Origin of the sequence: Xanthomarina spongicola (assembly GCF_003148645.1) — a bacterium.
GTDB lineage: Bacteria > Bacteroidota > Bacteroidia > Flavobacteriales > Flavobacteriaceae > Xanthomarina > Xanthomarina spongicola.
The window spans coordinates 26,248-50,382 of record NZ_QGGP01000004.1; the positions used below are offsets into that span (position 1 = coordinate 26,248).

A 24,135-nucleotide genomic window follows, 5' to 3' on the forward strand; every position below is an offset into this window, starting at 1 on the left:
AAATTATATAAATAGTAAACAAACACTAAATGCTAGCCATACTAAGAAAAGAAATAAACGCATTTTTTGCCTCACCAATTGGGTATTTAGTTATAGCTCTTTTTCTTCTACTAAATGGATTGTTTTTATGGCTTTTTAAAGGAGAGTTTAATATTCTAAATAATGGCTTTGCAGATTTATCATCCTTCTTTCTTTTAGCTCCTTGGGTTTTAATTTTCCTTATTCCTGCTGTTACTATGCGTAGTTTTAGCGACGAGAAAAAGCAAGGAACTCTGGAACTTTTACTTACCAAACCTATTAGTTTATTAAACATTGTTTTAGGTAAATATTTTGGTGCATTTATATTAATTCTCATTGCCTTACTACCTACTCTTTTATATGTGTACACTGTTTATCAGCTTGGAAACCCAACTGGTAATTTAGATATTGGCAGCACAATTGGTTCTTATTTTGGATTACTTTTTTTAGTTGCAACCTATACTGCTATTGGTCTGTTTACATCCAGTCTATCAGACAATCAAATAGTTGCTTTTATTTCGGCCGTATTTTTATGCTTTGTGTTTTATATTGGTTTTGAAGGTTTAGCAGATATATTATCAAGCACTTTTGTGGAACAATTAGGTATGAGCGCTCATTATAAAAGTATGAGTCGTGGTGTTCTAGATACGCGAGATATTCTTTACTTTTTAAGTATCACCTTGTTTTTTATTGCTCTTACAAGCAAACTTATTACAACTAAGGGACTTCAGAAAAAAGAAATTAATTCATTAGGTGGCCTTCTAGCTATGTTAATAGCTTTAAATACGTTAACTCATAGGTATTATGAACGTTTCGATTTAACTTCAGATAACAGATATACTTTAAGTGAATCTGCTTTAAATATCATAGAAGAAGTCAATTCTCCAATTATTGTTGATGTCTTTTTAGAAGGTGAAGATTTCCCTTCAGAATTTAGACGTCTTCAATTTGAAACCAGACAAATTCTAGAAGAATTTTCAGCATTTAATAAACAAATTGTTTTTAATTTTATTAATCCACTTGAAGACGAAGCTAATAGAGATCAAATTATCCAACAACTTAATGAACGTGGTTTAACACCTATGCAATTAAGTGTTGAAGAAAATGGTAAAAGCAGTCAAGAAGTTATTTTTCCATGGGCTTTAGCTAGTTATAACAATGTTACCGTTAAAATACCATTAGTAAAAAACAAAATTGGAGCTTCGCAGCAAGAATTAGTAAATAATTCTGTTCAGCATTTAGAATATGCTTTTGCAGATGGATTTAGCAAACTTATTAATCCTAAAAGCAAAAAAATTGCTATTCTAAGAGGAAATAAGCAACTAAAAGACCAGTACATTTTCGACTTTGTTACAACTATAAGAGATTACTATTTTATTGCTCCTTTTACTTTAGATAGCGTTGCTAGCAACCCAGAAAAAACGCTGAATGATTTAAATGATTATGATTTGATTATTTCAGCAAAACCAACTGAAGCTTTTACTGAAAACGAGAAGTATGTTTTAGACCAATTTACTATGAATGGAGGCAAAAGCCTTTGGCTTTTAGATGCTGTTGCCATGGAAAAGGACAGTCTGTATAATACTGGAAAAAATGTTGCAATAGCAAGAGATTTAAACCTTACAGATTTCTTTTTTAAATATGGCATACGTATCAATCCGGTTTTGGTAAACGACCTCTATTCTGCTCCAATTACTCTAGCTATTGGAGAAGGAAGTGAATCTCGCTTTCAACAATTTCCTTGGTTTTATTCACCTTTAGTTAATCCTGAAGGTCAACATCCAATAGTTAACAATATAAATCTGGTAAAGTTTGATTTTGCCAATCAGATAGATACTTTAAAGAATTCCATAACTAAAACTGTTTTACTAAAAAGTTCAATCTTATCTAAAATAGAAGGAACTCCTAGAGAAATTAGTTTGGAAATGACTGCAGAAGAACCAGATCCGAAGTTATATACTAATCCACATCAGAATTTAGCCGTTTTATTAGAAGGTGAATTTACCTCTGTTTATAACAATAGGATTAAACCTTTTCCTCTTTCAGACGAAAAAAATAATAGCAAAACAACTAAAATGATTGTCATTGCTGATGGCGATGTTATTAAAAATGAATTAGGCAAAAATGGACCACAAGAATTAGGCTTCGACCGAAATTCTGGACAACTATATGGAAATAAAGAGTTTCTATTGAATGCTGTTAATTACCTTCTGGATGACAACGGACTTATAAACATTCGTTCTAAAGAAGTTAGTGTAGCTTTCTTAGATATGAAAAAAACTGCTTCAGAAAAAACAAAATGGCAACTTATAAACATTGCGCTACCACTAGTGTTACTTAGTGTTTTTGGATTTATTTTTAATTATATCCGAAGAAAAAAATACAGCAAGTAAATGTTAATAAGTTTGTTTCCTATATTAGTCGTTAAACAATATATTTGTAATAGTAATTAAACGAACTTAAAACGTATTTAATATACATGAAATTTATAGTATCAAGTACCTATTTACTTAAACAATTACAAGTTCTTGGAGGTGTTATTAATAACTCGAACACCTTACCAATTTTAGATAATTTTTTATTCGAATTAACCAATTCAGAACTTATAATTTCTGCTAGCGATTTAGAGACTACCATGTCTTCTAAATTAGAAGTAGAAAGCGATAACAGTGGAAGTATTGCTGTTCCAGCACGTTTACTTTTAGAAACTTTAAAAACATTTCCTGAGCAACCACTAACGTTTGTTGTTGAAGATAATAACACCATTGAAATAAGTTCTAACCATGGTAAATATGCCTTGGCATATGCAGATGGTAACGAGTTTCCAAAAGCTGTTTCTTTAGACGATGCCACATCTACAACTATTACTGGAGATATTTTAGCTACAGCTATTAGCAAAACTATTTTTGCAGCTGGAAACGACGATTTACGTCCTGTTATGAGTGGTGTTTTCTTTCAGTTTTCAACTGAAGGTTTAACCTTTGTAGCTACAGATGCTCATAAATTGGTTAAATATTCTAGAGAAGATGTTAAAGCTGGTCAGACAACTGAGTTTATTATGCCTAAAAAACCTTTAAATCTTTTAAAAGGAATTTTAGCTGCTAGTGATGATGATGTAACGATTGAATACAACGACTCTAATGCAAAATTTACTTTTGAAAACACCGTTTTAATCTGTCGTTTAATTGATGGAAAATATCCTAATTACGAAGCTGTTATTCCAAAAGAAAATCCGAATAGATTAGTAATAGACAGAACACAATTTTTAAATTCTGTGCGTCGTGTTAGTATTTTCTCTAACAAAACAACACATCAAATACGATTAAAAATTGCTGGAGCAGAATTAAATATTTCAGCAGAAGACATCGATTACTCTAACAAAGCTGAAGAACGTTTAACTTGCGATTATCAAGGAGACGATATGCAAATTGGGTTTAACTCGCGTTTCTTAACTGAGATGTTAAACAACCTAAGTTCAGACGAAGTACAACTTGAAATGAGTTTACCAAACAGAGCTGGAATTCTAACTCCTGTTGATGGTCTAGACGAAGGTGAACAAGTTACTATGCTTGTTATGCCTGTGATGTTGAATAATTAAAAAACTGCTTTTGCAGAATTCTTATCATAAAAAACGCTCACCAATTGGTGAGCGTTTTTATTTACCTTTATTTTAAAAAAACTAACTTATAAAATTAAAAGATAAAGGATATGTTGGAGATTCTCCATTGCTAGCTTTTATAGCATTAACAATAGGAAAAATAAATGAAATAATTCCTAAAACAATTAAGCCTACAATGCCTAATCCTAATAATAGAATGGCTGGAATACAAATAATAGCATAGATAATTAAACTTAATTGAAAATTAACAATACGCTTTCCTTGATCATCCATTTCAAGAACACTATCTTTTTGTGTTACCCACAAAATTAATGGAACAATAAGTCCACCAAATCCTGTAATAAAAGTCAATAACTGACTTAAATGTGTAATTACTAATAATTGTCTGTCTGTTCTCATGATGGTAAAATTTAAAAGATTGATGTACTAATAAGACGCTTCAAAACTTAAAATGTTACAGATTTAGAATTAGTTTTAAAAATTTATTTTACAGAACAACTTGCTCCACCTTTTTTAACACCTAACTTCACTAAAATAGTTTCCAATAGACACCACTTGGTAAAAGCAGATTGGATTAAATTAACACCAATAAAAACTGTAAACCACATCCAATTTTGATCTACATAATAAGTTAACACTACACTCAACAGTACCATTGTACCAACAATTACTCTAAAATACGTATTTAACATTTTAATTATTTTTTAAGTTTATATATACTTTTCAATAGGAACCACAATCGCTTTTATTGGATTGTTAGTTTCCAAATTATTATTAAATTCTTTTATTAAACTGAATAAGGAATCAATCTTTTCATCTTCTGTAAAAGAGAAAAACAAACTAGATTCGTTACCTCCTTTCACACTTGGAAACCAGCTATTAGTCATTAACAAAGAAGCTGCATTTTTATATCCATCAATATCTGAACTACTAAAGCTTTCTATTTTGGCGTTTTTAAAGAGTTTCAAAACATCTTTTTGAAATTCTTCGACTGCTGTTACAATTACTAATTTCATTATTTCTATATTTTATATTTTGTCAGTTCGAGCGCAGTCGAGAACTTATTTCAACTACTTCGCTTCATAAAGGTCTCGACTGTACTCAACCAGACAAGTTATTATTTATACTTCTTCTTCTCTATCATGTAATACACCAATGGCACAACCAACAACGTTAATACAGTAGAAACAATAGTACCTCCCATTAACGAGATTGCTAATCCTTGGAATATTGGATCAAATAATATTACAAATGCTCCAATTACAACCGTTCCTGCTGTTAATAAAATTGGTGTTGTACGTACTGCACCAGCTTCAATTGCTGCTTGTTTAAGTGGTACACCTTCAGCTATTCTTAAATTGATAAAGTCAATTAATAATACCGAATTTCGAACCATAATTCCTGCTAAAGCAATCATTCCGATGAATGATGTTGCTGTAAAAAATGCTCCCATTATCCAGTGTCCTAGAATAATTCCGATTAAGGATAATGGAATTGCAACCATCATAACAATTGGTGCTTTAAAGTTTTGGAACCATCCAACAATTAGTATGTATATTAAGATAATTGCTCCTAAAAAGGCTATTCCTAAATCTCTAAATACTTCTAAAGTAATTTGCCATTCGCCATCCCATTTTACAGTGTAATTATCTTGAAAATCTGGTTGCCCTAAATACATTTCGTTTAGCTCATAACCTTGTGGTAAAGGAATTTCTTTCAACTTATCTTCCATTCCTAAAATAGCATACGCAGGACTTTCTAATTCTCCAGCCATATCTGCCATGACATATACCACACGTTTCTGGTTTTTACGATAAATACTTTTTGCAGCTGTAGTTTCGCTAATAGTTACTAAATCTGCAATTGGCACCATATTACCTTGTTTAGACTTTACCTTCAGTTGTGAAATATCAGTTATGGTAGATTTCTCCTTTTCATCTAAAGCTAACACCAATCCTATTTGACTCACAGCATCTTCATCATATAAATTTGTTATTGCTCTGTTAGATAAAGCCATATTCATAGTATATGCAATTTGCAGTGGAGCAACACCATATAACATGGCTTTTTCTTTATTGATTTCGAATTGATATTCGATTTGGTCATCTTCCACCATCCAATCAATATCTACCACATCATCTGTATTCTTCAAAATATCTTGAATGCTATTTGCAATCTTAATTTGCTCATTATAATCTGGCCCATACACTTCTGCAACAATAGTTGATAATACTGGAGGTCCAGGTGGCACTTCCACTAATTTTACATTTGCATTGTATTTGGATGCAATTTTTTGAATATCTGGACGTAATAATTTAGCTATATCGTGACTTTGTGCAGAACGATCTGCTTTTCCAATTAAATTCACTTGAATATCTGCCATATTGCTTCCTCCACGTAAATCGTAATGACGCACCAAACCGTTAAACGTAATTGGTGCAGATGTACCAACATAGTTTTGGTAATTCACCACTTCTGGTCGTGTAGATAAATATTGAGCAATTTCTTGTGCTACAACTCCAGTACGCTCTAACGTTGTGCCTTCTGGCATATCTATAACTACTTGAAACTCATTCTTATTATCAAAAGGCAACATTTTTACAGCAACCGAATTGGTGAAAAACAAGACCATTGTTCCCATTAACACTAAAAAAGTACCACCTAAAAACAAATAACGTTTTGCTTTACTTTCTAAAAGAGGTCTTTCTAATTTGTTATATATTCTATAAATTAAAGTCTCCTCTAATGGTTTTTCTGGCTTCTCCTCAGCTCCTTTTTTATCCTTTTCTCTTAAGAAAATATAACCCAAATAAGGTGTAATTGTTAAGGCCACAAATAAAGATAATATCATGGCAATAGACGCTCCAATTGGCATTGGTGCCATATATGGACCCATTAATCCAGAAACAAAAGCCATAGGTAAAACCGAAGCTATTACTGTAAATGTTGCTAAAATAGTTGGGTTTCCAACTTCGTTAATAGCATATAATGCAGCTTGTTTAAATGGCAAGCGTTTCATCTTGAAATGTCGATGCATGTTTTCGGCAATAATAATAGAGTCGTCGACTACAATACCTGTTACAAATACCAACGCGAATAATGTGATTCGGTTTAAGGTATAATCCATCATGTAGTAACTCAACAACGTTAAAGCAAACGTAATTGGAACGGATAAAAATACCACCAATCCACCTCGCCAACCCATTGCCAACATTACAACAAGTGTAACTGCAATGATAGAACCAATAAGGTGCAATAATAGTTCAGATACTTTATGTGATGCTGTTTCACCATAGTTTCTGGTAATTTCTACATGTACATCATCTGGAATTAAAGTGCTTCGTAAATGCTCTACTTTATCAATAATTACTTCTGCAATTTTCATGGCATCTGCACCTTTACGTTTGGCAACAGAAATGGTAACTGCAGGATATTCCGATTTATATTCTGAAGATTTTACACTTCCTTTTCCAAAACCTAAACTCACATAATTTTTAGGCACTTCTGGACCATCAATAATTTTAGCTACTTGCTTTAAATATATTGGCTGATTTTGTTGAACACCAACTACTAAATTCTCTACATCTGTAACCGTTTCTAAAAACTTTCCTGTATTTACAAGAAATTCTGTATCGCTTTTATCAAAACTTCCAGCACTTAATTGGCTGTTATTTGCCTTAATCATTTCTGAAACAGACAAGAAATCCAAACCAGCAGCAGCTAATTTATCTTTATCCAATACCACACGTAGTTTTCTATCTCTACCACCAATTTTATGTGTCATGGACACATCGTTTACTTTTTTTATTTCACTTTCTAATTCCTGAGCCATTTGGCTTAATTGAAAATCGTCGTAATTCTCACTCCACAATGTTAAACCTAGCATTGGTACATCGTCAATAGCACGAGTTTTCACTAACGGAAACGTAACACCTTGAGGCATTTGATCCATGTGTTTGTTAATTTCATTATATAGTTTAACAAACGAGCGCTCGATATCTTCGCCTACATAAAACTGCACGATAACCATACCTTGCTCCTTCATAGAGGTAGAATACACATACTCAACACCTTTAATATTGGAAATTAATTTCTCTAAAGGTTTAATAACTCGAGACTCTACTTCTGTTGGACTTGCTCCAGGATAACCAACAAAAATATCTGCCATTGGCACATCGATTTGTGGTTCTTCTTCACGTGGAATTAAAAACGAACTATATACTCCAACAACCATAAATACAATCATTAAAAGCACTGTAAGCTTCGACTGTATAAAGATTTTTGCAATTTTTCCTGCGATTCCTTCTTTCATTGAATTATATTTTTTGGGCGTTTTAACAGGCTATTCACTATATCTTTTTTATATGTCATTGCGAAGTAAATTTTATATTTACTATGGCAATCTCTTAATTGATTGGGAGATTACCACGTCGTTACACTCCTCGTAATGACAACTTATTTATTAAGTTAAAAAAGGATGTCGCTTCTATCCTTAACGCAACTTTTTAGTTATTGAATTGATATTTTTACTCCATTAAACAATTTTCCTTCAGATGAAACTATATATGTTTCATCTGCTGATAAACCTGATAAAACCTCAACTTGATCTCCATAGGTTCTCCCTAATCTAAGCCAACGCAATATGGCTGTATTACTCTCGCTAACTGTATAAACTCCAGATAATTGACCATTTGTTACAAGAACTTCTGTAGGAATTAAAACTATTTCAATATTAGATTGTTTCTCAACTGGAAATTGAACAGTTACAAACATGCCTGATAATATATTGGCTTCGGTCTTATCTAAAGCAATTTTTACCAAATATTGTCCACCAGTATTTTTAGCCGATGTACTTACTTCTATTACTTTACCTTTTAAGGTTTTATTTATAGCTTTTACTGAAACGTCCACCTGAGTACCATTATTTATCTGAGAAATTTCAGTTTCTGGAACCATAGCCATCACTTCAAAATTCCCAGGAGCTTCAACCGAAATTAAAGGTTGCCCTGGATTTGCCATGTCTCCTTCTTTGACTGTTTTTGAAGTTACAACACCTGCAAAAGGCGCTGTAATATTAGAGTAAGCAAATTGCGCATTGACCTCATTTTTCATTTGTTTGGCTGCTTCTAATCTTGCTTTCGCCATTTCGAAATTGGCTGTAATATCATCCAACTCTTTTTGTGATGCACTATTATCTGCAAACAAACTTTTAAAACGATTATAATCTTTCTGTGCATTATTAAATGCAGCAGTTGCTTCTGTAATACTTGCATCTACTTGTGCTCTTTTGGCTTGTAAATCGGTGTTATTGATAGATACCAACAATTGACCTTTTATTACTTTATCTCCAACATTAGCATGTACTTTGGTAACATAACCCATCATTCTAGTGCTTAAATCTGCACTATTAACAGATTGAATTTTACCACTAACAGATAGAAATGGACTGTTATTGGCTTCAGACACTTGGCTGACTTGTACATTTATAGCTGGAGAATTATCTGCTACTGCTTTTTTGTCTTCGTTACTACAACTAGTCATAAATATTGTTGCTGTAGTTATAGTTAATATGTATATATACTTTTTCATTTTATAATGATTTTTATGAGGTTTCGACTGCGTTCAACCTGACTATATTTTGTCTTCTCGAGCGCAGTCGAGAGGTTATTCCTTGGTTAAATATTGTAAATATGCTTGTGCGTAATTGTATTCAAAAATGGTTTGATAATATTCCAATTGTTTTTGTGAATATTGGGTTTCAGCTAATAATAAATCGGTTGTTTTTTCTAAACCTTCTTCATATCTATTCGTTCTAATTCTCAAAGATTCTTCAGATTGTTCTAAAGCAAGTTTTGTTAAATTCAGTCTGTTTTCAGCATCTGTTAACATGCGTTTTGCCTTATTTAATTCAAGTTGATTTTGAGATACATATTGCTCGTATTGCAGCTTCGATTTTTCAAATTCAGCTTTACTTTTTTGAGCTTTGCCAAAACGTTTACTTCCATCTAAAATATTCCAACTTAATTGAGCTCCAAAAATGTAACCACTAGCATCAAATTGAAAAATTTGATCGTCGTAAAGCTCATAGCTACCAAAAGCATTAAGTCTTGGTAAAAACGACATATTATCAGCTTTATTCATCGTTTCATAAGCATCTGTTGCTAATTGCATGGCTTTGATATCTGAACGATTTTCTGAAATAGTTTCAGTTTCCATCAAACCAAAAGTGCTTATTGTTAAACTATCTGAAGGTTTGAAAACAACATCGTTCGTGTCACTCATTAAAAAGGATAAATAATTTGAAACATTCTTAACATTACTTTTAGCAGTCTGTAATTGATTTTTAACTTCGTTTACACGAACCTCAACCGATAACACATCTGCTCTTTGAAGATATCCTTGTTTAAAACTATTGTCTGCTAGTCTTTTATTTTCGTTTGCAGTTTCTAATGCTTTTTCTAACACATCAACTCCTTTGTATGCCAATTGCAATTGCATATATGCCTTTTCAACTTCAAAAGCATAATAATCTGAAGTTCTCTCAATTTGCAAAGCCTGTGCTTCCATTTTAGATTTTGCAGCTTTACGTTGGTACATACCATCTACATTAATTAATGGCTGTTGAATTTCAATTCGAGTTGCAAAATTTTCTACTTGACCAGGATTGTTTAAAAGGTCTGGATTAAAATCTGAAGGTGTTAAAATTTCCTGATTCAATTTAGAACCAAAAGCCATTAACGGATTGGTTGTAGCCATTCCAGTATGCGATGCTGTAATGTTTGGTAAAAACACAGCATTGGTTTGGTTAAAATCTGCTTTAGCTTCTAAATATTCCTGTTCAGAAATTTTTATAGATCTATTTTCTTCTGAAACCTTAGCTAACACTTCGGCTTTTGTAATTGGCACTAATTGTTGTGCTTGGACTACAACCGAAGAAATTAATAAACTAAATATGTAAATCTGTTTTTTCATTAATTATAATATTTATTAGTGCAAATTTAAGTTTATTAAACCTGTTGGAAAGTAACATAAGTTACCTAAAATGAAAGGCACTCTTATTTCTAAGAATGCCTTTACTAACCAACCAAAAATCACTGACAATAAGGTTGTCAGTTTACCTGTCTTGTTCCTCCATGTCCTCCAGCAACAATTATTAATACTTTAAGGCTTAAGTATATAAATTTGAAAAACTGGATAATGGGATTCATCATTTTAAAACGTTGATATTTTGAGATACGTTGTGTCATTATTTTGATGTTTAAGTTTTTTCTACTTTGATATGTTTCTACTCAGGAATCAACCTTGTTGGGATTATTCCTTCATAGCATTCGCTATTCAGAAAGTAACCTTGTTAGGATTATTCCTTCATAGCATTCGCTATTCAGGAAGTAACCTTGTTAGGATTATTCCTTCATAGCATTCGCTATTCAGGAAGTAACCTTGTTAGGATTATTCCTTCATAGCATTCGCTATTCAGGAAGTAACCTTGTTAGGATTATTCCTTCATAGCATTCGCTATTCAGGAAGTAACCTTGTTAGGATTATTCCTTCATAGCATTCGCTATTCAGGAAGTAACCACCAAAATGGTTTCATTTTAGCTTTATAAATAAAGGCATAGTGTAGCATCAGTTTTAACCAATGTCCTGCTAGGCCAATTTCGCCAAAGGTTTTTCCTAGTTGTCTTCCATGAGTTTTTGGATATTTATTATAATCTGGAACAATAGGATAAGTTGTAATACTTACACCACTTCCACTTGTTAATCCATAACCAGCTGAAGCAATACAAGCAGCTCCCATATTTCCCATAGATCCTTTATGGTTTAAAGATTCTTTACCACTTTTAATAGTGTCTATAATATTATCTGCTACAATTTTAGCTGTAATTCCAGATGGCATTCCTGTTCTTGGTGGCGCAGGAGTTATATCTGTTCCATTTTTACTTTTTCTAGGTTTAGAAATACTATGTGGTGGCGCAAAAGCAATTCCTGGTGCAAAAATATTTTTATAGGAAGGGTTTTGATAGGTTTCTGGCCAATCTTGAACCGACCATTCTTCATAAGGTCTTGGCGTATAATCTGCATCTACAATCATGAAACCTTTAAAGAGTTTTTCTGTTATTTCATTATTATTTTTATCAAAAGCTTTAAAGCCATGACCTGAAAACGCAGGAATTAGCATGGCAAAATCGTAAGTTTCTTTTTTAAATTCACCTTCTAAATTTTCGTAGTGTGCTACGCCATCTTCAACCTTATTGACACCTGCTCCAAGAATCCATTTAATGTCTCTATCTTCAAAAATCATTTCTATCATTTCATGAGACTTCATAGTCATACTTCCGTAACTCAACAACATGCCATCCATTCCAAAATCTCCAAGCCTGAATTCGTTAGAAATCCAAGTAATTTCAGCCATATCACGCACTTTATGTTTACGCAATTCTTTTTCAACATTTAAAATGTATTCGAAAGCAGCACCTTGACAGGTAGATTTTGCATGACCAGTACCAATAAGAATCTTGGCTTTTTTACCATTTTTCATCTCTTGAATAAGAGCATCTAAATTCTCCCAAGCATGTTCTGCATGTGTATAAGTACAAACAGAATAAGCTTTGTTGGTTCCTGGGTTTAAACCTTCAGTACCTTCAAAATTAAGTTTTGGTCCTGTGCCATTAATCAAATAATCGTATGTAACTTTTTCTTGTTGACCCTTTTTATCGCCAACAACATACTCGACTAAAACATAAGGTTTGTTTTCAGTTTTATCACCTTCAGGATGAAAGGTTACAGCCTTTGCTTGTTTGTACCCAATGTTTTTCTTTTTATATAATGGTTCTAAAGGAAAGAGAATCTGTTTCGATGTCATTCTACCAATACCAACCCAAATATTTGAAGGTATCCATTGATAATTACTGTTTGGCGAAACAACTAGTACTTCATGTTCTTTAGATAGTTTTCTACGTAAATGAGATGCAGCAACGTGACCTGAGATACCTGCGCCTAATACAACAACTTTAGCCATTTCTTTATGTTTTAAGATTATGAAATTAGTTTAAAAATAAATCTTACCAAATGATATTTATCATACTGATTATTTGACAAATAGCATGCTTGAATGTCTTGTAAATATTATTTTTTTTAAACTAGTTACACAGCTACTTTTGTTACATAAGAAAAAAAATGCTTAAGTATATATTGTTTAGCTTGCTAAATGGTAACTATTATAAGTATTTATAGGCTACTTCTTTTTCTGAATTATAAAAAACAATTCTTCCCCAGCTCTACTCTTAATAGAGTTATATGAATTCTCCATAGTAAGAATATTAAAATAAGGCGTAAAATAAGTAAGGTATTCTTCTTTTGAGCCTCCAAATGGTGGATGATCGTTATTGAGTTCTGTATCAAAAAATAATCCAACTAATTTTCCTTTTTCAAGAAGCAACTCTTTCATTTTTATAGCATATTTCGCTCTTAAATTGGGATTTATAGCACAAAAAAATGTTTGTTCTAAAATTAAATCAAAACTATTTTCGAAATCAAAAAAATTGCCGTGAATTAATTGTTCTGAAGGAAATTCTGGAATTCTCTTTTGTAAATTTTGTAATGGAACCTTAGATATATCAATAACAAAAACATTCTTAAATCCTTTTTTAAAAAGATAAGCAGCCTCATACGAATTTCCTCCACCTGGAATTAATATTTTTAATTCCTTATTTGTTAATTGGTCTATATAGGCTTTTAATGGTGGAGAAATTTCACCTAAATCCCAACCTGTTTTCTGTGTTAAGTATTTATTTTCCCAAAAATTTTCGTTTAAAAGCATTGTTTCTAATTTTAATATTTTAAAAATCTTATCATTTGTAAAACGTATAGTTGCCGTCTACAAAGTTGTTATCTATTATAATAATAACAAAAATATTAGTTATTGTTATTTCTGCTTGTAACAAATATCACATATTATAGGATTAAATGTTTTCATGACAATTAAGAGGAATTCACTTTTAAAGTTGCATATAAATAGTTTAGTTTGCATCAAATTTCTTAAGATACTTTAAACTTCAAAATGGATTCATTAACACAAATTGTTTTAGGTGCTGCAGTTGGAGAAGCTGTTCTTGGAAGAAAAGTTGGAAATAAAGCCATGCTTTATGGAGCTATTGCAGGTACTATTCCAGATTTGGACATTTTTTCTTCTTATTTTACAGATACTGTTTCTGCATTAGAAATACATAGAGGTTTTACACATTCCATATTCTTTTCTATGTTATTTGCTCCTATTTTTGGTTGGCTTGTATCTAGATACGAAACCTATAAAGATTATAAAGATTGGGCTTGGTTATTTTTCTGGGCCTTTATAACACATTCTGTTTTAGACGCTCATACCACCTGGGGAACACAGTTCTTTTGGCCAATGGATTATAGACTTGCTTTTAAAACCATTTTTGTAATAGACCCACTTTACACCTTCCCTTTTATGGTGTTTTTAATATTGACTGCATTCCAAAAACGTGATGCTCCAAAAAGACGGTTTTATAATAATATGGGCTTAATAATTAGCAGTAGTTATCTCCTATTAACCTTTGGTTTAAAAGGAATGGCTTATAATCAATTTGAAATGGCATTGAAAACCCAGCAGATTGATTATTTAGAAATTGAAACAAAACCTTCACCATTAAATACCATATTATGGTCTGCTAATGTAGACACCAAAGACCATTACCTTATTGGTTATTATTCCTTTTTTGATGAAAAACCTATTCATTTTGAGGCTTATCCAAAAAATCATGAGTTGCTAGGAGATTTAATACATGAAGAAAATGTGCAACGAATGATTGATATTTCTAAAGGCTGGTATAGTATTACTGAAAAAGAAAATAGACTATTCTATAACGATTTGCGTTTTGGCTTGTTAAGTTTAAAACCAAAAGCTGATAATTTTACATTTCAATATGAAATTAAAACCAATAAATTAGGAGAAGTAACATTTACTGAAACAATAAAAAATCGTGACGATGCCAAACAGCTTTTAAATGATCTTTGGACTCGTTTAAAAGGAAATTAAGATATTAGTTACAAAATTACACTTCTTCCTCTTCTGTATTATCTGCTTTTTTTCCTCCCATCATAAAGTTTATAAGTATTCCAACTAAGACAATACAAACTAGAGCGAAAATAGCAATCATTATAACGCCATTATTCCAATTATACAAGGCAAGGTTTTGAGAAATCATAATCGAAGAGTTTAGTTTTATAATTATTTGTAAAAATATTATTTGTTATTAATATTAAATATGATTTTAGTCAGTAAATATAATATACTTTTTAAATTAGTAACAAAAAGGCGCTTTTATTTCTAAAAACGCCTTCTCAAACCAACCAAAAATCACTGGCATAAGATTGCCAGTTTTCTTTAAAAACCAAATTGTTATTTGGTTCTATATAATTTAATTATTACTTTTTATTATTTTAATTAAATCTTCTTTTTGTACTACTCCAGACTGTCTCCATAATTGTTTTCCTTGTTTAAACAACAATAATGTTGGGACACCTTTAACTTGATATTTTGCAGCTAAAGCCTGATTTTTATCGACATCTATTTTTAAAATAGAAACGGCTTCACCTAAACTGTCTTTAACCTCTTTTAGAATAGGTGACATCATTTTACAAGGTCCACACCATTCTGCATAAAAATCAATAAGTACTGGTTTATCTTGATTAATTATTTCTGAAAATTTACTCATCTTACTCTTTATTAAAATTTACTCGCCAAATACCTCTAACTTCATTTACATCGTAACCTATTGCCATATCCTTTGGATATAAAGCTTTAATAGTTTTATAGGCTTCCATATCCAACTCTTTATTTGGTGTTCCATGACATTGTAAACACATAGAATTAGTTGTAATTGGATAATAAAATGTGACTTCTCCATCTGTTTCCTCCAAAATAGCTTTTGGTTCTTGTTTATCTGAAATCACCTTTTTAAAGGTATTTATATGTTGTAATTCTTTTGAATTTGCTTGATTTTCTGGGTTTCTAGGTTTATCTGAAACACGCTTAATATTAGCATTATATACTACAGACATGCTATCTGTTAATGGATAGGCTTTTACATTACAAAATTCAACTGCTGCTAAGGTTCCTTTTTTCTGAATAGTTCCCATTAAATTTTTACCCAATTCTGCTTTTGTTCCTAATGCATATTTTAAGCCTCGTTCTTCATAAGTTAAATCTTGATCGTCAACTGATGCTTGTTTATTTTGCATGCCTTTACCATTCCTCATACCTTTTCCTTTGCCTTTACCTTTGCCCATTCCTCGTTCTTCGTTAAAATGATCTTCAAACCATTCTGGTTGCTCAATGTCATTATTGAACATGTAATCTGCAATTTGATTAATGGTTTCTTCTGGATATGGTGTTTTAGGCATAACACCAAATTTCTTAACAGCTCCAACCATTTTTGCATCTGCTTCATTAGGATTTAGTATCCATTTTTGGATATCAGCAATAAACTCTTCCTTAGTTATATTATCTGAAATGTAATGTTTTTTAATAGCTATCATTGGAGGTCCAATTCTATCTTCCATAGTAGCAGTTGGGCTATGGCAAAGATAACAATTGGTTTCCATGAGTTTTTTTCCTGGATGTTCTTGATTATTGCTAGTGATTGTAGCTTCATTTGTAGCTGCATATTCTCCCTTTTTTGTTTGATTACAACTAGTAATCAAAAAAATAGATAGTATGAATATAATTAAGTTTGTCTTCATAATTTATTTAAATTTTCCAGTAGCACAACTTATATAAGATTTTGTTTTCTGTATTATAGTATTTTCATCTTCAATAGATGGATAGCCAATTTTACCTAACAATTCTTTTACTAATAAAGCATCTGTTTCATTTATGTAAGTGAACGAAATTTTGCTTTCATCCACATCAACAGCTACATCTGAAATATTTTCAATCTCTGATAATTTAGAAGTAATGGTATTTGCACAACCACCACATTTTAAGTTTTGTACTATAATTGAGGTTTTCATTTTTCTTTTCTATTTTATATTTCGGTAAAATGTGTTCGCCAATGGCTCGGTTCATTTTTCTTTTCTATTTTATATTTCGGTAAAATGTGTTCGCCAATGGCTCGGTTCATTTTTCTTTTCTATTTTATATTTCGGTAAAATGTGTTCGCCAATGGCTCGGTTCATTTTTCTTTTCTATTTTATATTTCGGTAAAATGTGTTCGCCAATGGCTCGGTTCATTTTTCTTTATTATAATTTAATATTCCACCTTCTAAATCGTATATTTCTGTAAAGCCCATTTCTACTAATTTTAATGCAGACTGGTTGCTTCTATAACCACTTCTACAATACAAATAAACAGGCTGGTCTTTGTCTAGCTTATTGAACTCTACTTCAAAATCTTCTGAATAAAAATCAATATTTATAGCTTCTTCAATATAAATTTCCTGAAATTCTTCAGGTGTTCTAACATCAATTAGTTGAATGTCTTTATTCTCTGTTTGAGATTTAAAATCTGTAGGAGTTAGCAATACAATAGCGTCTTTCTCTTGTGCATTTACACTAAAAACTGAAGCTGCTATAACAAATAAAATTAGAATTTTTCTCATCTTGATTTTTGGTTTTATACAAATATAAATTTAAGCATTTTCTACAACTCTATTAGTAACATTAGTTACATAAAAAAAGAGCGACACTAAGTCGCTCTTTATATTAAAAATTTTAAAATGTTTTTTGAATTTTATTTCAAAGTTGTAGGACAAACAAAGTCTGTAGTTGGAATGTTAGTGTTTTTTATAGCTCCATAACCACCAGCAATATCTACTAAATTATGAACTCCTCTACTTTTTAAAATGGATGCTGCAATTACAGATCTGTAACCTCCTGCACAATGCACATAGAATGTTTTGTCTTCTGGAAATTCAGCTAAATAATTATTTAAAGTATCTAAAGGTGTAAAATGTGCATTTTCAATGTGTTCTGCTGTATACTCGCCTTCTTTTCTAACATCGAATACTACATCTTTTACATCTGAATATCGATTTTTAAATTCTTCAGCAGAAATGGATTCTAAAGTATCACATTCTAAGCCATTTTCTTTCCAAGCTTCAAAACTTCCATCTAGATAACCCACCACATTATCGAAACCTACTCGAGAAAGTCTAGTAATAACTTCATCTTCTCTTCCTTTTGGAGCTACTAATAAAATAGGTTGTTTTATATCTACAATTAAAGCACCTACCCAAGGAGCAAAACCACCATCGATACCAATAAAGATAGAACGTGGAATGTGTCCGTTTACATAATCTCTTTGATGACGTACATCTAAAACTATAGCTTCTGTTTCATTAGCAGCAGCTTCAAACTCTTTTGGTAATAAAGGGTTTAGTGATTTTTCCTTTATAGTGTCGAAACTTTCATAACCTTGAATATTCATCATTACATTTTGTGGAAAGTATCCAGGAGGCTCACCTAAACCATCTAATAATTCATTAATGAATTCTTCTTTGGTCATATCAGCTCTTAGTGCATAATTAACTTGTTTTTGATTTCCAAGTGTATCTGTAGTTTCTTTACTCATATTTTTACCACAAGCTGAACCAGCTCCATGATTTGGATAGACTATTAAATCATCGCCAAGAGGCATGATTTTATTTCTTAATGAATCGAACAAGAATCCTGCAAGTTTCTCTTGTGTTAAATCTGACGCGATTTTCTGAGCTAAATCTGGTCTACCAACATCGCCAATAAACAAGGTGTCTCCTGTAACAATACCATGTTCTTTACCATTCTCATCTATTAACAAATAGGTTGTACTTTCCATAGTATGTCCTGGTGTATGGATAGCTTTAATTTTGTAGTTACCAACATTAAAAACTTGACCATCTTCAGAAATAATAGCATCATAAGATGGTTTTGCAGTTGGACCAAAGACAATATCTGCTCCAGTTTTTTTCTTTAAATCTAAATGACCACTAACAAAATCTGCATGAAAATGTGTTTCGAAAATGTATTTTATTTTAGCATCATCTAGTTTTGCTCTTTTTATATAAGGTTGAACTTCTCTTAAAGGATCGATAATAGCTGCTTCTCCATTATTCTCAATATAATATGCTGCATGTGCTAAACAGCCTGTATAAATCTGTTCTATTTTCATTTTGTTCTATTATTTATATACTTTGCAAAAATAAGTATGTTATTCGTTTTATGTAGTAACATAAGTTACAATTAATTCTTAATGATTCAATTCTTTATAAATTATATAAATTCCCATAATGAGAACAAACCAACCAAATCCTTTTTTTAATTTTTTCCCTTCTATAAAGTTAGAAAAATAGGTGCCAATATAAATTCCAATTACAGAAATAACAGTAAAACGAAATAAAAATAACCAATCTATCTCTAAATTCTCAACGTCTCCAATAAATCCTATCAATGATTTTATTGCAATTATTAATAATGAGGTTGCCACAGCTTTTTTCATTGGCAATTTAGCTAATAAAACTAAGGCTGGAATGATAAGAAATCCACCTCCAGCTCCAACAATTCCTGTTAAAACACCTACAAATATGCCTTCTAGGATTATTAATGGATAATTATATTTTAATTCTCTGTCTTCATTATCATTTTCATTTTTCTTCAAAATCATAGAGAAGGAAGCTAATAACATAATGATTGCAAAGAACATCATGATAGCTATGTTCTTTGTTACTAGAAAATCTCCAACAGAAAACAATTCTTGAGGTATTGCTGGAACTAAATATTTTCTTGTAGCGTAAACTGCTAATAACGCTGGAGATGCAAATACAAGAGCGGTTCTAAAATCAACTAAACCCTTTTTAATATTCTGTAAAGCACCAATTAATGAAGAGAACCCAACAATAAATAGAGAATATGCTGTTGCAGTTACTGGATTTATATAAAACAAATACACCAAAACTGGTACAGTTAGAATTGAACCACCTCCACCAATTAAACCCAGAACCACACCAATAACGAGTGCTCCAAAATATCCAAGGATTATATTTAAGTCCATGTACTAGAGATCTAATAGTGTTATTCTATTTCTATTAATTTTTATTTTATTATTCTTCTCTAAAGCTTTTAATATTCTAGAAATAACTACTCTTGAAGTATGCATATCGTTAGCTACTTCCTGATGCGTAACATAAATTTCATCGTTATGATTTACCATGGCCTTGTCTCTTAAATATTTTAGAAGGCGTTCGTCCATTTTTAGAAACGCAATAGTATCTATAGCTTCAAGTAATTCTGTCATTCTTTCGTTATAGCTTTGCAAAATAAAATTTTGCCAACTTTTATATTTACTCATCCATAAACTCATATGCTCAACCGGAATCATAATGATGGAAGTGTCAGTTTCAGCAATAGCTCTAATTTCACTTTTCTTTTGTCCCATACAGCAAGAAAGCGTCATAGCACATGTATCTCCTCTTTCTATAAAGTATAAAATCAATTCATCGCCATTTTCATCTTCTCGTAAAATTTTAACAGCTCCACTTACGAGTAAAGGCATCGATTTAATATAATCGCCTATCTCTATAAGCTTTGTACCTTCTGGAATTTCTTTAAAAATTCCAACCTTATTTATTTCATGAAGAAGCTCTTCTTCAAACAAATAACCATAATTATCTTTTAGCTTATCATTCATTTTTGGTTGTTATAAAGTGTCATTCTACAAATTTACATCTTAAGAATTAAAATGAATTGGATATTAGTTAAATTAAGTTAAACCCATAATTCATTTACATAACTTGTTGAAAATGAATTATTAAAAATCGATTTAACAAGTGTTTAACCATATATCTCATTTAATTGTTATATATTTATGGCATGATAGCACAGGATAAAATAGAAAACAACACATTTTTAAAAGAATCATTAGCATATTTAGAAAAATCTGGATATGACAACATTAAAGCTGATATTGAAGGCTACGAAACACCAAAATCTTATTTAAAAAGAGGTAGTGATATATCTATAACACCAGATATAGTTGCAGAAAAAGGTGGTAGAAAACATTATTTTGAAATTGGTTTAAAATCTGAAGAACCAAAATTATTAAAATCAAAATGGCGTTTTTTAGATGTACTAACCAGAATGAAAGACGATAGATTTAAAATTATTACTCGTCGTGGTCATTATAAATTTACTCAAGATATGCTTGACGATTTAAATTTAGATAAGGATCCAATAAAACTTTAAAACCTCTTATTAACTTAAACAAAAAAGACTGCAAATTGCAGTCTTTTTTTAGTATCATATTGTTTTGTTATTTTTTATAATATTTAGCATACTTCCTATAAGCAAACAATGCTAATACACCAACAATTCCAAATGCAATTGCAATAAATTTCACGCTTACTATCTGGTCTCCACTAGCATAGCTATGTAGTCCAGCCAAGTAGAAGTTAACTCCAAAGTAAGTCATCATTATACTAGAAAAAGCTATAATAGATGCAAGGTTAAAACCAAAACGTCCACGAAGTCCTGGAACTAATCTCATATGTAATACAAAAGCATATATCATGATGCTTATTAAAGCCCAAGTTTCTTTTGGATCCCAACCCCAATATCTTCCCCAACTTTCGTTTGCCCACATACCACCAAGAAAATTCCCTATGGTAAGCATAACCAAACCAACAGTTAAAGCCATTTCGTTAATAATGGTTAACTCTTGGATGTTCAACTTCATTTTAGTTTTATTCTCTTCATTAGTAAAAATCATTAATAATAAAGACACAACACCTAAAATCATTCCTAGAGTAAAAGGACCATAACTTCCCACAATTATCGATACATGAATCATTAACCAATAACTATCTAAAACAGGTTGTAAGTTAGCAATAGATGGATCCATCCAGCTCCAATGTGCTACCATTAAAATCATGGATGTTACAAATGCTGTTGCTGCTATTGTTAAATCGCTTTTTCTTCCAAATATTAAACCAAATAACATGGTTGCCCAAGCAACATAAATCATTGACTCGTAAGCATCACTCCAAGGTGCATGTCCCGAAATATACCAACGAGCAATTAAACCTAAGGTATGTAATACAAAGAAGGCTACAATTAGAACTTTAAACACTTTAACTGTTACGTTTAGAGCTTTGCTTCTATCTTTAAATATCTGAATAATTAATAAAGTAAATAAAAGAGCTGCAGCATACATATACCAACTAAAGAGCCTCTTAAAAATATCGTATTTATTATATACAATTTCTGTATGAATCTTTTTATCTGAAAGCATAACTGAACCACCAAACTTATGTTGTGTTTTACTAAAAGATTCTAGTAATTCGTTTGCTTTAGAAAAATCTCCAGATTGCTTAGCTGCATTTAAGGTTATTAGATAAGCACTAAACCCATTATTAATAAAGTTTCCATAAAGTGAATCTTTAATCTGCTCACGATAATTATCTCTTCTAAATTCTATTGAAGAAATCCATTTATTGTTATAATCGTCTGGAATAGGAAATATTCTTAAGGCATAACCTTCTATAGTGTTGTATAATAGATTGACACGTTGATCTGTTTCTTTAAACTCTTTTTGAAAGCCATTTGGGATTTGAGCTTTATAAGCTTCTTCCAAATATGGAGCTAATTTATATGCGCCATCTTCTGTAAAGAAATTAACTAAAGACACATATTCTTCGTCTTTACCAACTCCAATTAACTTACGGATAGAATCTGCTTTTTGAGACTTTAAATAAATAACTGGTACATTATACCAAAGTAATGGGCTTTCTTGAATAGAAAGAAATACTTGATTGGCGTCAAACTCTTCATAGGTATCATGTTTACTCAACTTACGAAGCATTTCAGACGCATAGGTATTAACAGGCATCATTCGTCCTCCAATATCTTGAATAACCAAATGTCCAAACTTATCTGCATGTTCTTTTGGCGTGATATTAGCTTTTAAAACAGAATCTATTTGTGCTTTGCTTGGTCTTCCAATATCATGACCTGCACTTTGAGAATGGCCTTGAGAGAATCCTTGAATACCAATAAATAAGAATAAACCTAAAAGTGTTTTAGCTTTTTTGTCTTTCACTTTATTTAGCATACGCTTTAAATCTGCAAAACGTGTGTTTTTATCAAATAAGATGGCTAACATTCCAAAGTATAATAAGAAATAACCAATGTATGTTACCCATGTTCCCCAGAAATCGTGATTAACAGAAAGTTTCGTTCCTTTTTCATCTGGATCGAAACCAGCTTGAAAGAATCTAAAGCCACCATGATCAAGTATGTTATTCATGTAAATACGATAATTATAATCTCCTTCATTTTCATCAACCACAGTCACTTCACTTGCAAATGCAGAATAACTTTTTTCTGTTCCTGGATATTTATCAGCTATAAAATCGTTTAGTTTTATACTAAAAGGTAAGTCTATAATTTTCGAGCCATATTTAACAGCTATATCCAATCCACCTACTTGTACTACTTCAAAAGGTTTACTAAATCCTTGACCACCTAACAATTTAACTCTTTCAGTTTCACCATTAGAAGTTACTTTTAAAACCACACCATCTTCGTCTCCTTTTAAAAGTTGAGATTTTTTTACAATATCGAATTTTCCTTTTACAACAGGTTTCGGGAACACCATTTGCATGTTACCAATAACATAACGAGAACGCAAAATAAGTGGCTGAATAGAATCTTTAAGGACTTTTCCTGTTGCTCCTGTTGCCATAGTCATATACTCGCCATCAAAGGGAGACTGAATAGTTATGCCATCTTCATTAGATATAATATTTACTGCTCCTTCAACTTGTTTATTTAAAGAAAATAAGATATTATGAATGCTTTGTACCTGACCAGCTTCTAGAAAATGATTGTGAGGACCAGCTCCACCTGCTTCAACAATTTTTAAATATTCTTTTCCTGTTTCATCTGGAACAACATCTTGTTCTGCTCCACCAATAAATTTTTCAAGCTCGAAAGTGACATCCTGTTTGTTATAATCTGTAGATAAATAAAACTTGTTATTTAGTCTATGCGAAAAATCTACTTCCTGTTCTATAATTTTACGTTGTGCTTGCCCATTCACCACATAATCTCCGTCAATATAAGCAGTGATATAAGTTTTATGAGATAAAATTGATGATTCTGTTTCGCCTTCGCGAATAGCCATCATACCTTCAAAACTAATATATCTAGTAATTCCTGCACCAAGAATAATTAAGATAAAAGCTAAATGCATAACCAAGGTTGCCCATTTCTCTTTTCGCCATAATCTATACTTTGGAATGTTACCAATAAAATTAATCATAAAAACAACCATAATAGCCTCAAACCACCATGTGTTGTATATGAGATTTCTGGTATAAGGCGTTGGAGACGTATCTTGACCAGCATCTAGAAATGTTCCTATTGCCATTGAAACAGCAAAAACAATAAATAAAACGGATGTTAATCTGGTAGAAAATAGAAATTTTGCGAGTTTATTTTGCAT

The 24,135-nt window shown here is 31.4% G+C and carries 22 protein-coding genes; 4 read left to right on the forward strand and 18 right to left on the reverse strand.

The annotated features are described in order from the left end of the window. Positions 1 to 29: 29 nt before the first annotated feature. Together gldG and dnaN are read left to right on the forward strand one after the other, a co-directional pair. A complete protein-coding gene (gene gldG, locus LX78_RS08925) occupies positions 30 to 2,411 on the forward strand; it encodes a gliding motility-associated ABC transporter substrate-binding protein GldG (RefSeq protein WP_109682322.1) in 2,382 nt (793 codons plus the stop codon). Between the two features lie 86 nt (positions 2,412 to 2,497). Further along, positions 2,498 to 3,616 (forward strand): DNA polymerase III subunit beta, encoded by a 1,119-nt coding sequence (gene dnaN, locus LX78_RS08930; RefSeq protein WP_109682323.1) that lies wholly within the window; start codon positions 2,498 to 2,500, stop codon positions 3,614 to 3,616. 81 nt (positions 3,617 to 3,697) lie between these two features. On the opposite strand, the gene LX78_RS08935 is transcribed toward dnaN, so the two are convergent. The 9 genes from LX78_RS08935 to LX78_RS08970 form a co-directional block, all read right to left on the reverse strand. Next, positions 3,698 to 4,036 carry a DUF4870 domain-containing protein gene (locus tag LX78_RS08935; RefSeq protein ID WP_109682324.1) on the reverse strand — a complete coding sequence of 113 codons (339 nt, stop codon included), beginning with the start codon at positions 4,034 to 4,036 and terminating at the stop codon, positions 3,698 to 3,700. 83 nt (positions 4,037 to 4,119) lie between these two features. Next, positions 4,120 to 4,329, reverse strand: coding sequence for a YgaP family membrane protein (locus LX78_RS08940; protein ID WP_109682325.1), 210 nt, complete (start codon positions 4,327 to 4,329; stop codon positions 4,120 to 4,122). Positions 4,330 to 4,347: 18 nt separating this feature from the next. Beyond that, the gene (locus tag LX78_RS08945; protein ID WP_109682326.1) at positions 4,348 to 4,653 is read right to left on the reverse strand and encodes a hypothetical protein; all 306 of its coding nucleotides are present in this window, start codon (positions 4,651 to 4,653) and stop codon (positions 4,348 to 4,350) included. A gap of 101 nt (positions 4,654 to 4,754) precedes the next feature. After that, positions 4,755 to 7,949 carry an efflux RND transporter permease subunit gene (locus LX78_RS08950; RefSeq protein WP_109682327.1) on the reverse strand — a complete coding sequence of 1,065 codons (3,195 nt, stop codon included), beginning with the start codon at positions 7,947 to 7,949 and terminating at the stop codon, positions 4,755 to 4,757. Positions 7,950 to 8,146: 197 nt separating this feature from the next. Further along, positions 8,147 to 9,226: an efflux RND transporter periplasmic adaptor subunit gene (locus LX78_RS08955; protein WP_109682328.1), complete on the reverse strand. Its 1,080-nt coding sequence runs from the start codon at positions 9,224 to 9,226 to the stop codon at positions 8,147 to 8,149. 75 nt (positions 9,227 to 9,301) lie between these two features. Next, the gene (locus tag LX78_RS08960; RefSeq protein ID WP_109682329.1) at positions 9,302 to 10,609 is read right to left on the reverse strand and encodes a TolC family protein; all 1,308 of its coding nucleotides are present in this window, start codon (positions 10,607 to 10,609) and stop codon (positions 9,302 to 9,304) included. 137 nt (positions 10,610 to 10,746) lie between these two features. Then, complete coding sequence (locus tag LX78_RS14825; protein WP_170109828.1) at positions 10,747 to 10,884, reverse strand: hypothetical protein; 138 nt, start codon at positions 10,882 to 10,884, stop codon at positions 10,747 to 10,749. Positions 10,885 to 11,198: 314 nt separating this feature from the next. Then, complete coding sequence (locus LX78_RS08965) at positions 11,199 to 12,656, reverse strand: NAD(P)/FAD-dependent oxidoreductase (RefSeq protein ID WP_109682330.1); 1,458 nt, start codon at positions 12,654 to 12,656, stop codon at positions 11,199 to 11,201. Between the two features lie 216 nt (positions 12,657 to 12,872). Further along, complete coding sequence (locus LX78_RS08970; protein ID WP_109682331.1) at positions 12,873 to 13,457, reverse strand: methyltransferase domain-containing protein; 585 nt, start codon at positions 13,455 to 13,457, stop codon at positions 12,873 to 12,875. A gap of 240 nt (positions 13,458 to 13,697) precedes the next feature. Here LX78_RS08970 and LX78_RS08975 point away from each other — a divergent pair, with 240 nt between their 5' ends. Beyond that, positions 13,698 to 14,696 carry a metal-dependent hydrolase gene (locus LX78_RS08975; RefSeq protein WP_109682332.1) on the forward strand — a complete coding sequence of 333 codons (999 nt, stop codon included), beginning with the start codon at positions 13,698 to 13,700 and terminating at the stop codon, positions 14,694 to 14,696. Positions 14,697 to 14,712: 16 nt separating this feature from the next. Here LX78_RS08975 and LX78_RS14830 read toward each other — a convergent pair whose 3' ends face one another. The 8 genes from LX78_RS14830 to LX78_RS09010 all read right to left on the reverse strand — a co-directional run bounded on the left by LX78_RS14830 (position 14,713) and on the right by LX78_RS09010 (position 20,322). Continuing rightward, on the reverse strand, positions 14,713 to 14,865 hold the full coding sequence (locus tag LX78_RS14830; protein ID WP_170109829.1) for a hypothetical protein: 153 nt from the start codon (positions 14,863 to 14,865) through the stop codon (positions 14,713 to 14,715). 213 nt (positions 14,866 to 15,078) lie between these two features. Then, positions 15,079 to 15,375: a thioredoxin gene (gene trxA / locus LX78_RS08980; protein ID WP_109682333.1), complete on the reverse strand. Its 297-nt coding sequence runs from the start codon at positions 15,373 to 15,375 to the stop codon at positions 15,079 to 15,081. Between the two features lies 1 nt (position 15,376). Then, the gene (locus tag LX78_RS08985) at positions 15,377 to 16,402 is read right to left on the reverse strand and encodes a c-type heme family protein (protein ID WP_109682334.1); all 1,026 of its coding nucleotides are present in this window, start codon (positions 16,400 to 16,402) and stop codon (positions 15,377 to 15,379) included. Between the two features lie 3 nt (positions 16,403 to 16,405). Further along, on the reverse strand, positions 16,406 to 16,672 hold the full coding sequence (locus LX78_RS08990) for a heavy-metal-associated domain-containing protein (protein ID WP_109682335.1): 267 nt from the start codon (positions 16,670 to 16,672) through the stop codon (positions 16,406 to 16,408). Positions 16,673 to 16,888: 216 nt separating this feature from the next. Further along, entirely contained in the window at positions 16,889 to 17,260 is a 372-nt protein-coding gene (locus LX78_RS08995; protein WP_109682336.1) for a rhodanese-like domain-containing protein, read from the reverse strand. A gap of 131 nt (positions 17,261 to 17,391) precedes the next feature. Continuing rightward, positions 17,392 to 18,807, reverse strand: a complete 1,416-nt coding sequence (locus LX78_RS09000) for an MBL fold metallo-hydrolase (RefSeq protein WP_109682337.1) — start codon at positions 18,805 to 18,807, stop codon at positions 17,392 to 17,394. A gap of 78 nt (positions 18,808 to 18,885) precedes the next feature. After that, positions 18,886 to 19,686, reverse strand: coding sequence for a sulfite exporter TauE/SafE family protein (locus LX78_RS09005; RefSeq protein WP_109682338.1), 801 nt, complete (start codon positions 19,684 to 19,686; stop codon positions 18,886 to 18,888). A gap of 3 nt (positions 19,687 to 19,689) precedes the next feature. Further along, a complete protein-coding gene (locus tag LX78_RS09010; protein ID WP_109682339.1) occupies positions 19,690 to 20,322 on the reverse strand; it encodes a Crp/Fnr family transcriptional regulator in 633 nt (210 codons plus the stop codon). Between the two features lie 182 nt (positions 20,323 to 20,504). Here LX78_RS09010 and LX78_RS09015 point away from each other — a divergent pair, with 182 nt between their 5' ends. Next, positions 20,505 to 20,876 (forward strand): hypothetical protein, encoded by a 372-nt coding sequence (locus LX78_RS09015; protein ID WP_109682340.1) that lies wholly within the window; start codon positions 20,505 to 20,507, stop codon positions 20,874 to 20,876. Positions 20,877 to 20,943: 67 nt separating this feature from the next. Here LX78_RS09015 and ccsA read toward each other — a convergent pair whose 3' ends face one another. Next, the gene (gene ccsA / locus LX78_RS09020) at positions 20,944 to 24,135 is read right to left on the reverse strand and encodes a cytochrome c biogenesis protein CcsA (RefSeq protein WP_109682341.1); all 3,192 of its coding nucleotides are present in this window, start codon (positions 24,133 to 24,135) and stop codon (positions 20,944 to 20,946) included.